14 protein-coding genes are annotated in these 15,804 nt (G+C 33.5%); 2 read left to right on the forward strand and 12 right to left on the reverse strand.

What is annotated here, in order from left to right:
• Together HY951_11840 and HY951_11845 are read right to left on the reverse strand one after the other, a co-directional pair.
• Window positions 1-806, reverse strand: an 806-nt coding sequence (locus HY951_11840; GenBank protein MBI5540745.1) for a hypothetical protein, incomplete at its 3' end; no start/stop codon positions are given.
• Complete coding sequence (locus HY951_11845; GenBank protein ID MBI5540746.1) at window positions 724-2,103, reverse strand: sigma-54-dependent Fis family transcriptional regulator; 1,380 nt, start codon at window positions 2,101-2,103, stop codon at window positions 724-726. The genes HY951_11845 and HY951_11840, both read right to left, overlap by 83 nt.
• A 260-nt stretch (window positions 2,104-2,363) precedes the next feature.
• Between HY951_11845 and HY951_11850 the strand changes: the two genes are divergently transcribed.
• Both HY951_11850 and HY951_11855 read left to right on the forward strand, forming a co-directional pair.
• Window positions 2,364-2,843, forward strand: a complete 480-nt coding sequence (locus HY951_11850; GenBank protein ID MBI5540747.1) for a PaaI family thioesterase — start codon at window positions 2,364-2,366, stop codon at window positions 2,841-2,843.
• Between the two features lie 506 nt (window positions 2,844-3,349).
• The gene (locus tag HY951_11855) at window positions 3,350-5,989 is read left to right on the forward strand and encodes a carbohydrate binding family 9 domain-containing protein (GenBank protein MBI5540748.1); all 2,640 of its coding nucleotides are present in this window, start codon (window positions 3,350-3,352) and stop codon (window positions 5,987-5,989) included.
• Between the two features lie 93 nt (window positions 5,990-6,082).
• Here the strand turns inward: HY951_11855 and HY951_11860 are convergent, their stop codons facing one another.
• The 10 genes from HY951_11860 to HY951_11905 form a co-directional block, all read right to left on the reverse strand.
• Window positions 6,083-6,433 (reverse strand): DUF2200 domain-containing protein, encoded by a 351-nt coding sequence (locus HY951_11860; GenBank protein ID MBI5540749.1) that lies wholly within the window; start codon window positions 6,431-6,433, stop codon window positions 6,083-6,085.
• A 79-nt stretch (window positions 6,434-6,512) separates the two neighbouring features.
• Window positions 6,513-6,740, reverse strand: coding sequence for a helix-turn-helix transcriptional regulator (locus HY951_11865; protein MBI5540750.1), 228 nt, complete (start codon window positions 6,738-6,740; stop codon window positions 6,513-6,515).
• A gap of 3 nt (window positions 6,741-6,743) precedes the next feature.
• Entirely contained in the window at window positions 6,744-7,280 is a 537-nt protein-coding gene (locus tag HY951_11870; GenBank protein MBI5540751.1) for a DUF2975 domain-containing protein, read from the reverse strand.
• Window positions 7,281-7,451: 171 nt separating this feature from the next.
• The gene (locus HY951_11875) at window positions 7,452-7,766 is read right to left on the reverse strand and encodes a hypothetical protein (GenBank protein MBI5540752.1); all 315 of its coding nucleotides are present in this window, start codon (window positions 7,764-7,766) and stop codon (window positions 7,452-7,454) included.
• Window positions 7,767-8,032: 266 nt separating this feature from the next.
• Entirely contained in the window at window positions 8,033-8,332 is a 300-nt protein-coding gene (locus tag HY951_11880) for a hypothetical protein (GenBank protein ID MBI5540753.1), read from the reverse strand.
• A 107-nt stretch (window positions 8,333-8,439) separates the two neighbouring features.
• Window positions 8,440-9,951, reverse strand: coding sequence for an NCS1 family nucleobase:cation symporter-1 (locus tag HY951_11885; GenBank protein ID MBI5540754.1), 1,512 nt, complete (start codon window positions 9,949-9,951; stop codon window positions 8,440-8,442).
• Between the two features lie 691 nt (window positions 9,952-10,642).
• Window positions 10,643-11,119: a DUF4405 domain-containing protein gene (locus HY951_11890; protein MBI5540755.1), complete on the reverse strand. Its 477-nt coding sequence runs from the start codon at window positions 11,117-11,119 to the stop codon at window positions 10,643-10,645.
• Between the two features lie 562 nt (window positions 11,120-11,681).
• On the reverse strand, window positions 11,682-12,107 hold the full coding sequence (locus HY951_11895) for a putative toxin-antitoxin system toxin component, PIN family (GenBank protein ID MBI5540756.1): 426 nt from the start codon (window positions 12,105-12,107) through the stop codon (window positions 11,682-11,684).
• The gene (locus HY951_11900; GenBank protein ID MBI5540757.1) at window positions 12,082-12,315 is read right to left on the reverse strand and encodes a hypothetical protein; all 234 of its coding nucleotides are present in this window, start codon (window positions 12,313-12,315) and stop codon (window positions 12,082-12,084) included. The genes HY951_11895 and HY951_11900 overlap by 26 nt, the downstream gene beginning before the upstream one ends.
• A gap of 151 nt (window positions 12,316-12,466) precedes the next feature.
• Window positions 12,467-15,211, reverse strand: a complete 2,745-nt coding sequence (locus tag HY951_11905; protein MBI5540758.1) for an ATP-binding protein — start codon at window positions 15,209-15,211, stop codon at window positions 12,467-12,469.
• Window positions 15,212-15,804 lie beyond the last annotated feature (593 nt).

Consider the following 15,804-nt stretch of genomic DNA (forward strand, 5'->3'; position numbering starts at 1 on the left):
AGAGATAGAATTGGAGTAACCGAATTCATAATCTCATGCGTTAAAATTCTTATCAACTTCTTATGTGAATCTAACTCGTGCTCCTGTAAAGTAGAATGTAGATTATGCAATGCAACCAATTTGTATCTACCATCGAGCAATTTAATTTCGCTACAAGAAATTGAATACTTAAAGAATTCACCATCCTTGAATACAGAGATCAATTTCTCTTCGCCAGTTTTAAGCAATTCAATCTCATTACTGAGGTTTTTATCGATTCTATTAAGAGATGATATATGCGTAATCTCATTAAGTCCACAAAGCTTTTTTATCGCCTTATTCGATAAACTAATTTTTCCAACGGCATCAAAGCAAATAATACCATAATTCAGCTGATTAACAATTAAGTTCAGAAACTGGTAGTGCATCTCCTTTTCGATTCTTATATCCCGATACGATTGCACGAGTTGGGTTAAAATTTCGGCTTGACCACGGAAGACTTTTCCCTCTTCAACAGGGTTAAACTTAAGGCTGAAATCACGCTCTTTAAGCGACTCGAGCATTTGATTTATTTGACGATGACCTTTTTCTATAAAATGAATAAGTTCAATGATCAATACTATAATCAAAAGTAATAACTCGCCAACAGTAAAATAGTAATATGGTCTAGCTATAAAGTAGATAATTAAAGCTAATACAGAGGTAATTATTAATATTCTAAATATTACCTTAAATCGAAACGATTTAAATGCCATATTTTGCCATTTTACGATAAAGTGTAGTTCGTCCCATCCCCAACTCCAGTGCAGCAGTACTGATGTTCCCATTATTGACTTTTAATGCCTTAATGATTGTCTGCTTTTCCACCTCATCGATATGGAGGCTAGTATCTCTCTGCTGAATCATTGAAGGATTTTGATGAGCAAAAAGGATAGAATCAGGTTCAATTGTAGCTCCATCGGTCATTATAACTGCACGTTCAATAGAATGTGCTAATTCCCTAACATTTCCAGGCCAACTATATGAATGTATAAGGCGCTGAACGGCCTTTGATAGTTTTAAATTCCGCTTGCCATATTTCCGACCATAAATATCGAGGTAATGATTTGTAAGAAGATGAATATCATCACCCCTCTCGCGCAGTGGAGGTATTGTTATCTCAATAGTATTTATTCTATAGTAAAGATCCTGCCTAAACTTTCCCTCATTAATCAGCTGATTAATTGATGCATTTGTAGCAGATATTAAACGTATATCGATACTTTTACTTGCCACTGAACCTAACCTTGAAACCTGCTTTGTTTGAAGAACTCCAAGCAGTTTTGCTTGTAATGTTAACGGGATATTTGCTATCTCATCAAGGAAAAGTGTACCTCCTGTTGCCATCTCAAACCTACCTGGCCTATTCTCACGGGCATCTGTGTAAGCTCCTTTAACGCAACCAAAAAGTTCACTTTCGAAGAGTGTATCGGGTATTGCTCCCATATCAACAGAAACGAATAGCTGTGATGCCCTATTCGAAATCCGATGAATTGCCCTTGCAACCAACTCCTTTCCTGTACCATTTTCACCTAGAACTAGCACATTGGCATCAGTTTTTGCAACCTTTTCAATGGCAGACATTACCTTCTTCATAGGTTCTGAATTGCCTATAATATCTAGGTATGGTGTATCGATATCATTTGCCAGAACCTTTCTACTTTGCCTAAGATCTAACGATTCTCTTTTACTTTTACTGAGATTATAGGCAGATAAAACCGTTGCCAGTAACTTTTTATTCTCCCATGGTTTAAGTACAAAATCGGTAGCACCATGTTTCATGGCTTCCACGGCTATATTTACATCACCATAGGCTGTAATCATTACCACGGAAATTGTAGGATCAATTGAAACTATTTTCTTCAGAAAATCTAGTCCCTCCTTACCACTTGTAGAACCTGGAGTAAAGTTCATATCCAATAGGACCACATCGTAATTACCAGATGAAATCTCTTTAATTGCATCATCACTTGGGGAAACGTAAAGTTTAATCTCCTCGAGATGCTTTGAAAGTGCGACTCTAAGTGATAAAAGGATTTCCTGATTATCGTCAATTGCAAGAATTCGACCTGTTTTAGTTTCCATAATTTAAATATAGACTATCGAATAAAGCAGAATCAGCCAAACACTCATATTAATCTAGCCTTAATCATCCTTTACAAAGGTATCAAAATTGTAAGAATGTTCTGAAATGAAACATTTTATAATTTAATAAGTTTAGCTATTTTGTTACTCACATTGGCATTGAAGAATGCTTTCATCGATTCATTTCCATTTTTTCTATCTAAATAAATTGATATTATTTACATCACATTATTTTTCTCATTTTTGTAAAAATATTTACAATGAAAAAGATTAATAATCCATTTACAAATATTGATGGCTACAATTGTTTTGGCTGTTCTCCTCATAATCATCTAGGGCTAAAACTTGAATTTTGGTTAAATGAGGAAGATAATACCCTTGAATCCAAATGGAACCCCGATAATTGTTTTCAAGGTTTTAAAGACGTTGTACATGGAGGCGTTCAAGCAGTCGTAATGGATGAAATTGCCAGCTGGGTAATTTTTGCTCAACTAGGAACAGTAGGAGTAACATCAAAAATGGAGGTACGCTATCTAAAACCTGCAAATATGACTTATGGTACTTTTACAGTTAAAGCAAAACTTATAAGTAGAGAAGCTCCTTATGCCAGAATCAATGTACAGATATTGGATGGTATGAATGAAACTTGCACGGAGGCAGATATTCAGTTCTTTGTTTACCCAGAAACATTTGCGGTCAAAAGATTTAGTTACCCCGGAATTAAAACGTTTATTGAATAAATTAAAATTATCAATGCAATACTATTTTATAGAGAAGAACATATAAACCCAAAGAGAAAATCGCAGTGTTTTTTAAACAATATGTTTAGCTAATCTGTTAAATTTTATATCACAAACAAACTATCTTGTTCGAATCCGAACAAGAACTATACGGAACTGAACAATAAATCTTCCTTAATTTTATTAATAATTAGCTGATAGTCTTTTTACTATTGGGGATGGCACATAATGTGATTGCTCTTTACTCAATAGGATAAACGGCTATTATTATTTAAAAAATCTATTAAATACGATTCACTCTTTCAAAATGAAAAATTTTTTTTCTAATACAATGCAACAAAACATAAAAATAAATGTCTCTTGTGAGGATGTGGTGGAAAGAAACTTTCCAAAGACAAGTTTATTTACAAAGTAGCTAGTGGAAAACTACTTCTGTTATTGTAGCTTTTGAACGTATAGATGGTATTATTAATGAACAATGGGATCTTTTAAAATTTAAATTAAAGATGAAGGCAAAGCAACTTATTATCGTATTAGTAATTCTAATGGCTAGTAGCAGTGCTAGCATTGCTAAGATTACTTATGAAAAAAGGTCATACGAGACTAAGCTTATAGGGACTGAGGCGCCAATGATTGATGGAATACTCAATGATGCTATATGGCAAAAAGGAGTGTGGCAGGGTGGATTTATTCAACGCGAACCTCATGCAGGTAAAGATCCATCGCAAAAAACGGAGTTTCAAATAATCTACGATCACGATTTTTTATATGTAGGAATTAAGGCTTTTGATAATTCTCCCGATAGCGTATCCTACCGAATTTCGCGCCGTGATGATACTGATGGTGATGCAGTAGGTTTAGCTATTGATTCATACCATGATCAAAAAACAGCATTTGGTTTTTGGGTAAATGCCGCTGGTGTAAAAAAAGATTTTATTCTCACCGATGATGGTAATAATCAGGATTTGAACTGGGATCCTATTTGGTGGGTTAAAACTGCAAAAACGAATGATGGGTGGAGCGCAGAGATGAAAATCCCTTTGAACCAACTTCGGTTTGCCACCTTGAATGATTTAACCTGGGGATTGCAAGTTGGTAGGTTCTTTTTCCGCAAACAAGAATCATCGTATTGGCAGTTTATTCCTAAGGATGCATCAGGTTGGGTAAGTGAATTTGGGCAGATAAATGGACTTCGCTCCCTCACCCCTCGCCGCCAGGTTGAGTTTGCACCATACATAGTTACAAAAACCGAGAGGTTTAAAAATGAGGTAGGAAATCCCTTTATGACAGGTAAAAGAAACGGATTAAATGCTGGTATTGATGCAAAGGTGGGGATAACAAATAACTTCACTCTCGACTTAACTGTCAACCCTGATTTTGGTCAAGTTGAGGCCGATCCTTCAGTAGTCAACCTTTCTGCTTTCGAAACCTATTTCCCCGAGAAAAGACCCTTCTTTGTTGCTGGCAGTAATCTTTTTAGCTTTAATCTAGTGGCTGGAGATGGGGAATCATCTTCTGAGAATCTTTTCTACTCAAGAAGAATTGGAAGATCTCCACAACTATCACCAGATTTAGCAAAAAAAGAGTTTATAGATATTCCATCGAATACAACAATTCTTGGTGCAGCAAAGATTAGCGGCAGAAACAACAATGGTTTATCCGTTGGAATAATGGAGAGTTTAACCTCAAATAGCTATGCCCAAATCGATAGCCTTGGGAAAAGACGACGTCAACTTGTTGAACCTTTAACAAACTATTTTGTAGGTACTCTAAAGAAGGAGTTTAATAAAGGAAACACCATAATTAATAGCATTATTACCTCAACAAATCGTCAGCTAACCGATGCATCCAAAGATTATCTTCATAAAGATGCATTCACAGGTGGAGTTGATTTCCAGCAGTACTGGAAAAACCGTATATATTATTTTAGCACCAAACTTTACTTTAGTAATGTTAATGGTACAAAGGAGGCCATTGCATCTACTCAAACTGCCCCCGCTAGGTATTTTCAGCGTCCAGATGCAAGATATGTAAGGGTTGATTCATCAAGAACCTCTTTAACAGGAACTGGGGGATTGATTCAGTTTGGAAAATCAGGCGAAGGGCATGTTCGATATATGACATTTGTATCGTGGAAATCGCCTGAACTTGATGTAAATGATATTGGTTACTCACAAAATGTTGATGATATTTTTCAGGTTGCTTGGGTTGGTTTGCGCTACTGGGAGCCAGTATTTATTTTCCGAAATATCAATATCAACTTTAACCAGTGGACAGGGTGGAATTTTGGCGGAATTTCGGCTTACAAAGGCGGAAACGTAAACTTTCATCTTCAATTCACTAACTACTGGAGCTTTAGCACTGGAGTTAACCGTAACGGAACAAGTTTATCGAGCAGCTCATTACGCGGGGGACCAATGCTCAAAAGGGAAGGTAATTGGAACAATTGGTATAACATTAATTCCGACCAACGAAAAGCATTAACCGTATCATTAGGTGGTTCAAACAATTGGGCCGATAATCACGCTAGCGTTTATCATGGTTTTTGGGGTTCTATAAACTACAGGCCATCAAAGAATCTCGCCATTTCGATTGCCCCTGAAATCTCCAAAAGCAATTCCAAAATACAGTATGTTACAAATACCGATTGGAATGGAGATCCAAGATATATTAATGCTTCAATTAGCGAAAAATCATACAACCTTTCGTTTAGGCTTGAATATAGTATAAACCCTGAACTCACAATACAATATTGGGGCAGGCCATACCTAACAAGCGGCAGGTATACTGACTATAAAATGATAACCAACCCAAGGGCAAAGAAATTTACCGATAGATTTTATGTTTACCAACCATCGCAGCTTACCTATAATGCTACCGATAATGAATACCAAATTGATGAGAACCTTGATGGAACAAAAGATTATACGTTTCCTAAAATGGACTTTAACTTCCTCGATTTTCAATCGAATATGATAGTTCGCTGGGAATATCGTCCAGGTTCTACCCTATTCTTTGTTTGGACAATGGGTAAACAGGATTCCTACGATTCCTACAGCACATCAACAGGAAGTGATATTAATAATTTATTCGATACGCATCCACATAGTATTTTCCTCGTAAAGTTTTCGTATAGGTTTAATTAGTTGAAAGTTAAAAGTTTCAAGAGTCAATGGGGTTAGCATTGATTCTTGAACTTTTTTTGTAATGTCAAGTTAATTCATGTCAGCGAGGGATTTTCATTTCCTTAAAATCTTATCCATTGCTTTTCCTTTAGCTAATTCATCAACCAGTTTATCTAAATAACGGATTTTTTGCATGAGTTCGTCTTCAATTTCTTCAACACGATAACCGCAAATTAAACCTGTGATTTTTGAGGCATTAGGATTAATAAGAGGTGCCTGAGCAAAAAAGGTTTCAAAATCATTATTCTTTTCGATTTGTTGTAGCAATGCTTGCTCATCATATCCCGTTAGCCAAAAAATAATAGCATCTAGTTCTGCTTTTGTACGCCCCTTCTTTTCCACTTTTTGAATATACAACGGATATACAAGTGCAAAAGGAGTTTTAAATATCTTTACATTACTCATTTTCTCAGCTGTTTATTGTTAAAGTTAATTTCATTTAGCAGGTCACAAGTTAGCATAATATTGATGTTAAAATCGCATGTTAATGGACGGTTGTTCCTTTTTCCTCATCAACATATTCCAAAATATCACCTGGTTGGCAATTTAAAGCATTACAAATGGCGTTTAAAGTGCTAAATCGGATTGCTTTTGCTTTACCTGTTTTTAGTATGGAAAGGTTTGATAAAGTCAGATCAACCTTCTCGGAAAGTTCATTTAGAGACATTTTCCGTTTAGCCATCATCACATCTAGGTTTACAATTATTGGCATAGCTTAAACAATTAAGTCGTTTTCATTTTGGATTTCAATGCCTTTCTTAAAAATCATTGCAACAACAAAGAGAATAGCCGCCATTAGTAAATAAGTTTCACCACTATGCCAATATCTTTCAATTAAATTCACATCGTAACCCTTTTGAATTAGCCTTTTTGCATACGAATGTGCTATTAAACCTAAAAAGCCAATTGATAAAGCATAATAACCAATTTTAGAAATATACTCAGAAATCTCTACTGAAAAAGGTTTTACGAGGTTCATTTTCATAAATATTTTAATAACCAAGTAAAATAGGTAAGCTTTTAAAACAGAAAGAATAATAGCAAAGCTGAATAAATAGGTATAAATAATTTTGCTTTGGCTATAAAGATTCGATAGATCAAGACCAAGGTGCAAATTGTGTGTAGCAATGGGCTTAAACATGCTAAAAATGTAATTGAATAGTAAGGCTCCTGCTTGAACACAAAAACCTAAAAAGATTATCCAAGTGATAACATTTAAGGTTTTCCAGATAAAATCATTTCTTCCCGACATATGTTTAAGGTTTAAATTATGTCACAAAAATAATAAATATTTATTAATAATCAATAAATATTATATTTTTTACAATAAATTATTATGCAAAATGATTCTACTAGATATTCGCTAAAACGAATTTTTCAAGAAAACAATAAATGGTTAATAATACCCTACTAACTACTATAACTAAAAAGTAATTTTTGTGGTTTCTCCAGCTCGTACCTGAAATGCAATATGCTCTGTTCTAAAAATATTTGCGCATACATAATTTCCAGGATTAAGCTCAATTTTAACCACACCGTTAGCATTTTCTCTAGCCACAATAGCATCAGATGGGTAAAAGTTATTAAGATCATAATCTAGGCAGAAGATACCAATATAGCGTGAATAACCAAGATGAATCTCTACATAGCCCGTATATTCATAATCCATATCCTTTTTACAGGAGTAATTTGTAAATGCTAATAAAAATAGTAGAATAGTAATCTTTAGGGTTTTCATAGGTAAATATTTTAAATTCTTAATTTTTCAATTGAAATTTGATTTTGAATATACCTTCTAACTCGTTTACATACTCACTAAAAGCAATTTAGGAGGTGTTTTCATCTTCTGCAATCTTTATCAAAATTATCAAAAAATATTAACTGACAAAAAGAATTTGATTGAGTATATTCAGTAATAACCCCTACTAACACGGCAAATCATTTAAATAGTTTATATAGATTTTTAGGCCCTACTCGTTCCAAATCCAAAACTAGCAAAGACTTTTAGCTATGCAGAGATTCGTGACATGGCTTGCAAACAGATACCAACCAATCGATGGGTTCTCTGCCAATATTATACTTAGCATATCTCTTATGGTGAACATGGGTTGCACGTGCTCCGCAGTATACACAACGCCAGTTGTCTCTTTTGAGAACAACATAGCGTTTTCTTTTCCATGCATCTGATTTTAAGTAGATATTGCGGTAATAGTTACGACGGAACTTTCGTTCTGCTTCAAAGAAACCACGTTTAAATAATAGTATAACTATTACTATGAGTACAATTATTAGTATGTGACCCATTATATTGATGTTTCAATAGTTTTTATTGTATGTATAAGCAAATTCTTATTATAGTAATTTAATTTCTAGGTTAAATAGCAAGATAAATTTAGGATTGATAATGCCAATCATTTGTAATTTGAACTCCTTTTCATCATTAACAAATATAAAATTCCGGAAACAAAGAAACCAACAAACCATGCATAATTATATAAATGAGAAATGATTTCGGGAACTGAATTTTTCCCGACAAGATTTATTGTTACCAAAAATCCGGGGACATTTGGAAGAATGCCAAGCAGCAAAGCAATTATTGCTGCTTTGTTAAATCCTTTCGAATAGGAATAAATTCCAGTGTGCGAATATAAATCGTCCGTTTTCAAATTCTTCCTGCGGATGAAAAAATAATCTGCAATCATGATTCCACCAACTGGTCCAAGCAAACTTGAGTAAGCAATCAGCCAAGTAAAAATATATCCGTTGGGGTCGGCAATAAGTTTCCACGGGAAAATTAAAATCCCGATGATACCTGTGATGTATCCTCCTATTCTGAAATTTATTTTTGATGGAGAAAGATTTGCAAAATCATTTGCAGGGCTAACAATATTTGCTGCAATGTTTGTTGCAAGAGTAGAAATTGTAACGGCAATCATTGCAAAACTCACTAGTAATTTACTTTCAAATTTTCCTGCCAGTACCAGCGGATCCCAAATTATTTCACCATAAATTATAAAAGTTGCTGAAGTTACCACAACTCCGATGAAAGAAAACAATGTCATACTTGGGGGTAACCCAATTGCCTGCCCTGTAATTTGCGTGCGCTGGCTTTTTGCATAGCGTGTAAAGTCTGGAATGTTCAATGAGAGCGTTGCCCAAAATCCAACCATGCCTGTAAGCCCTGGGAAAAAGAAATTCCAGAACTCTGCACTTGTTGTAAATTTTGATGGCTGAGAGAGTATTGGGCCTAACCCATCCACATTGCTGATTGCCCAAAATAAAAGCGCAAGTGCGGCAATCGGAAGAAAAAATGCTTTAAACACTAAAAGTTTCTTTATGCTTTCTACACCAAGATAAACCACAAACATATTCAGCAGCCAGAATAGAAAAAAAGTAATTGCTGGTCCGGTTTGCAAAGTGAATGAAGCAGGAAAAATTTGCGGAAGATTTTCTATCGATGGCACCCACACTTTTATCATCAGGTACAAGGCATATCCTCCAATCCATGTTTGAATGCCAAACCAACCGCAAGCAACAATCGCTCTTAGCATAGCAGGAATATTTGCGCCGCTTACTCCGAAGCTTGCCCGCGCCAAAACAGGAAATGGTATTCCATATTTTGCTCCAGCATGCCCGTTTAAAATCATAGGGATAAGGACAATAGTGTTGCCAATAAAAATGGTGAGTATCGCTTGCCACCAATTCATTCCACCAGAGATAAGCGAACTTGCGAGCATGTAGGTAGGAATACACAAGCTCATGCTTATCCAAAGCGCAGCATAGTTCCATGTATTCCATGTTCGCTTTGATTGTGGAACAGGCGCAAGGTCTTCACTGTAGAGAGAGAATCCCTTGCCTAATTTCCCTGAATGGGAGGAGGTTTCTTTGTTCAGGCTATTACTTTTTTTTAATTGATCTTCCATACTAATTTTTTCAATAGTTTAATATTTCCCTTTCGGGGGTTAGAGGGCTGTATATTCGTCTGTCACTGCAACTTGTTAATGCTTGATCTTATGTCCAACATTAAAGCATCAACCCAAAGTGATTAAAATACTTAGCCCTTAAATGGTCTAACCTATAATTTTCGATAGATAATTTAATGCTCGCATATTCGACAACAGGTTTCCTATAGCTTTTTATATATATAATTTTCATCAAATATTATATCAAAAATAGCTATAATTCATAGATTATCAAACGGCAAACTTAGTTTCTTAATTTTTTGTGCAGAAATATCTATATATTTTTGCTATTTAATTACTCTTACCTCTGGTGAGCGGGAGTACGGAAGCATGAAATGAGTTCGGTTTTGGGGTGTATTCATTAAACTGTGTCAAGTGACTTAAAGTGTTAACCTCTGTTTACCCAAGCAAAGCCCGTAAGGATAGAAAATCTAATGTGAGAAGTTTTGGGTTAGCGGTATTGTTTTTAATTGGAATTTGGCGCGGTTAGAACTTAGCAAAGCGATCTCGGGAGCCATAAGGCGAATAAGCCGCTGTTTAAAAACGACGTAGATACGCTTCGCTAACCGAGCGTTTTTTGCGAGTTCGCTGAAAGCAATCTACGACGAGCGGAGGCATATCTAATATCATTACTGATTATATATGGTAATAATCATTTAACAATCAATTCAATTATTTCATTTGAAGATTTTTGATTCCTAACACAAATTTCCTCTATTGTTTTCGAGTCTCCAATGGTGATGTTATTATTTTTGAGAATTATCTTTGCTTTATTATAGTCAACATTTAATACAGTAAAGGAACTTGAGATAGGAGCTTTCACAAGTTTCTCTATTACTATACGCTCGTTGTTTCCATGAACTTTTTCTAAAATAATAAATGCAACCGAAATTAATAAAACGACTACACCTGAAGTAATAAAGATTTTCTTTCTAAAGTGACTTTTTAGACTTGTCCAATTGATTATAATATGAAGGGCTGAAAAAAGAACAAATGTCAACCCTAATAATTCATGAACAACCTTTGTATAGTCGTCAAATAAATGAAAGAACATTAAAATACCTGAGAATCCAACTACAAGAAAAACAAAGGTAAGATAAGGTGTAACAAAATTTCTTTTAATCTTCATATTCATCTGATAATAAATTTTTAGTCAACCAATTTCAGAAAATCAAACTTTTAAGTCTTGCACCCAACTCCTTTATACATTCCCTAAAAGTACATTGCAATGTATTATTCCCCTTCGGTTAATCCTTACCAAAGTTAGCCAAAATTATCAACCATCAAAAGGAATTTGATTTGGGTATGTTTAGTAACCACCCCTACTGATACTGCTAATTAACGTGAGTTCGATATAAGAAACAATGTATTAACCTATATATCAATTAATTTGTTTTATTTGAATCAATGGAATAATGGAAAATTGGAAAAATGGAGGATACAAGCAAAAATCTAACCTCTTGTTCTCCATCATTCCATCATTCCAACCTTCCATCATCAAGCTAAATAGTTATATGTATGTGCAAATAAACATATTATTACATTGCTTATGTCGAACTGACGTTAATTATTTAAATAGTTTACACAGATTTTTATACACCAATCCAAAGCCAGCAGGGTAAACATTGTAGAATCTCAGGCAAAGCCTAAAAGAATAAATTCAACTTAGGAAAAGCCTAAAATGAAAGGATTTATTGATTTAGTAACTGTTCAAAATCACTATATCTTATAACAAGAGTTTTCCCAATCCTATTAAGTTCAAGTAAATCTTGGTCGCCAGTGATTAGGAAATCAGAATGTGAGTCTATTGCTAAAGAAACTAAATAGTTATCTTTTGCATCTCTACATGCATTGGATTTAGTAACCAATTCTATGCAATCGGACGATTCATCAAGTAGTTCAAAAAATTCTTCTGCTTGCTCTTTGGTAAAATATTTTTTGATTTTTGGTTTTTTAAAAACCTCAGATAATTCGCAATACTGTTCCTTACAGGTGATTATTTTTATGCTCTGAGAATCAAGATGATTTTGTAGACCTCGTAAACTCTTGCCGATCAAGAACGAAATCCAAATATTTGTGTCAATAATAATTTTATATCTCTTGCTTTTTCTTCTCATATCTTTGTTTCCTAACTGATTCAACCTCTTTGGTTATTTCCTCCATAGTCAGCTCATTAGTTTTGGTTGATTTAAGAAGTTTATTAAACCGCTTAAGAAACAAAGACTTTTTCAATTCATTAAAAATCTCAAGTTTATCGTTATCGTCAAGTTTATTCAAGATTTTAATAAACTGATTTTTATCTAGTTCTATACTTATCGTTCTCATCTGCCTCTAAATAAATTTTATCAAATTTAGTAAAACACTTGGTACGAAGCAAATATCATTATGTATAACTCATTTATACACTAACCTTTATTTACATAATCCAACCCCTTTAAGTAAAACAGGAATTTCAGGCAAAGTATGAAAGAATAAATTAAACTGTAATATATTGCATACCACATTTAGTAAAATATTGAAGATATAATTTACTATTTGGTTTCATCCGCTTAAATAGTTCCTGAGGTCGTTTTAAACCTAGAGACACAGACAATGAATCTTCAATACTATCAATAACTTCAATAAATATTAGGCAACTTTCCATGTTATTTATAACAAGAGGAAGATATGACAAATATTTAAAATAACGTTTGAGTAGCTGGCATTGATCTGGATTCAAATTATCATATGCCTTAATAATTTCAGCAATGAAAATGTCGGTTGAATCAACTAATACAGTATGTTCTTCAATTGTCTGTATGCATTCATATCTTTCATCCTTATAATCTCTTAGACTTTTTGTATAGACATTACGCCTGCTTTTTTCAATCAATTGATGCCATAATAATATATTACCCCAATAGGAGCAACCTAGATAATTATGTTTCTCTTTAACTTTAGGATACTCATTAACAACTATTAAAGGTTTTAGTTCTCCAAATGAAGCGAATTGAACATTTGATGGAAGTATTTTTGAGTAATCAACTTTTATTGGTTTTGAGATATTTAATAATAGGGTTCTGAGATCAATTTTTTCAAATTTGGGGTTCTTTTGTTTATAAAGATATTCAACAAGTTCTGATGACGCATTATCATTAAATATATTTCCAACGGTTGGCATTCGATATGGGTTGAAGAACGCTTTACCTTGTTTGTTTGCTTTAAGATACAACGATATTTCTTCTTTGTATTCGTATGAATTGCATCTATAGAGAGGAATTGTTTCACTTTCTAAAATTTCATTAAACAATGCCCATCCTAAGGTGCCATTTTTAATAATTGGAAAAAGAATTCTGCTTAATACACTATTTAAAAAAGGTAAATTTCCAAACAATTCATCACATAACTCTTCTTGAATACTTAACCTTGTCTCAATCATGCTTGAAACAAGCGATATAAAATATTCAGAATCGGCGTTTGGATTTAACTCACGAATTTTATCAAAAAATTCATTAAATATTGTATTTATGAAAGAAAACCATTTATCATTAATTATAACATCTTCTCGTGAAATGTGCAAATCAATAAGATTAGATTTCAAGTTCAGAAAAACGCAATAACTATTGTCCAAACCAGTTATGTTAATACATTTAACAAAAACGCCATGATTAAAAAGAATTAATTGGTGATAAAAGTAATTTGGTGTATTTACAAGAAAAGCATCATATTCATTTTTATTTAATGAAACAATTTCTTTTAACGATTTTGGATGGCTCTTTTCTTCATTCTCAAGAAATCGTTCTTCTATAACATTTATTGACCAACTACTATTAAATACTATTGCTTCACTACCAATTTCCTTATAAGTAATAAGTATGTCTGGTGAAACAAAGTATCTGTTGAGCGATTCTAAAATTGATATCTCTTTACCTTCCGAGTTTAAATTCAAAGTGATTACAGTACCTGACTTTTTAAGCGAACCCTTTTCGTATTTCCAATCTTCCGAAAAAGAAGAAATGGTGAACTTACATGCATCCTCATTATCTTTCTTTGTCTCAATTATCAGTCCTTCTGCTATCAAAAATGAAGAAAGCAGTCCAATGCCAAAAAATGAAATTGGATCATACAACTTATCTTCCAATGTTTTTTTAAATTCATCCGAATCATAAAATGATGTACCTATGTTTGAAAGAAATCGTTTAGCCTCAGTATAGCTCATACCAATTCCATTGTCTGATATGGTTAAACTGTTTTCATTTTCCCTTATCAATGATATTTTGGGATTGTAAGAAGTCTGAATTATTTTTTTTAGGTTGCAAGCATCTATTGAATTCTGAACAAGTTCTCTAATAGAAACATCAATTTTTCCGTAAAGATGTTTTCCGATTAAAAGGTCTACTACTTTGTTTTTGTTAATCTCAAATCCTATCGGTTTATCAATGAAACCTCGTGTTTCCAATTTTAACTCAATAATATCTAAATAAAGTCCATTTTGTGTGAGTATGCTCTTTACTGTATCAAGTTCATGTTGAATTTTAAATGTAAGTTCCCTTAGAGTCTTTGCCCCTCTAGGATCTCTTGCAATAGCTGTGATATATATTTTATGTGGCTCATCAAGTTGACCTATTCCAGTTATATTGAGATGCTTTTCAAATTCTTCTTTTGACTTACCACTTGGATTTATCGTATAATAAATCACTTCGGGGGTTCTGCTATGTGTTACATCTGTTTCATCAGCTATTCTCAATAACGCTGCTAAAAATCTTGTTTGAATCCTTGTACCTTGTCCAAATGTCATGTCTTCATATTCTTCAGAATATAGATCAATCTTACGATGGCCTTTACATATTCTGCCTATTATTCTTCCTTCATGAAGTGAGAATCCGAGGGTGTCATATTTCGTTTCAAAATAGTTTTCAGTCCTAATGTGGTGATTTTCCCTAATCTCCTCAGGGATTTCATTTTCTTCACCTACCATTCCCCAATCATGTAACCAAGCGGCACAGATTAAAAAAAAGATTTCATATTTATTGAACTTTTCTTTTATTGGATCAAGTATGAGCCAATTAAGGTTTTCTTCAACGGATAGACTGTGTTGGAAATCATGAGGAGTATAATATGGGAATTTCCCTTGAGTGTAAATAAGAAGTTTTTTAGCAATTGTCTCAAGATGTAATAATCGTCCGTATAGCTCCTTATCAGTAGATTCCAATAATTTTTGCAAGGTTATTTCATATGGCATATGATTTTCTTTTAAAATTATTATTTTATGATTGTCCGCAATAATACCCAATCAGGAATAAATAACCTAAGTTGTCATTCCTGCGAATGCAGGAATCTTGTTCTTTATAATCTAGATTCCAGGACTTCGCCCGGAATGACAAGAGGAATTATTTTAGATATTAGGTATAATAGCGGATATTCATATATTATTTTATCAATTCAAAAAATTGTCAATATGATTTGAACATTTCAATCATTTTAATATTCTAAAGTTAACCAAAATTATCAACCATCAAAAGGAATTTAATTTTTTGAATATGTTCAATTATCACCTCTCCTCCTGACAAAGTTCATTGAATAGACCCCTTACCTACATCCCCAAGTCACTTTTCTACATGGAAAAGTGACTTTCCTACATCGAAAGCATTACTTTTTACATTGTTTTATCGTTTCCCTACATGGAAAGGATCATTTTCTACATTGAAAAGAGACTTTCAAATATCCAAAGCATTAATTTTTACATTGTCTTATCATTTTCCTACATCAAAACCATTACTTTCTACATGGAAAAGTGACTTTTCTACATCGAAAGTATTAATTCCTACATCGAAA

Source organism: Bacteroidia bacterium, assembly GCA_016218155.1.
Taxonomy (GTDB): Bacteria; Bacteroidota; Bacteroidia; order Bacteroidales; family GWA2-32-17; genus GWA2-32-17.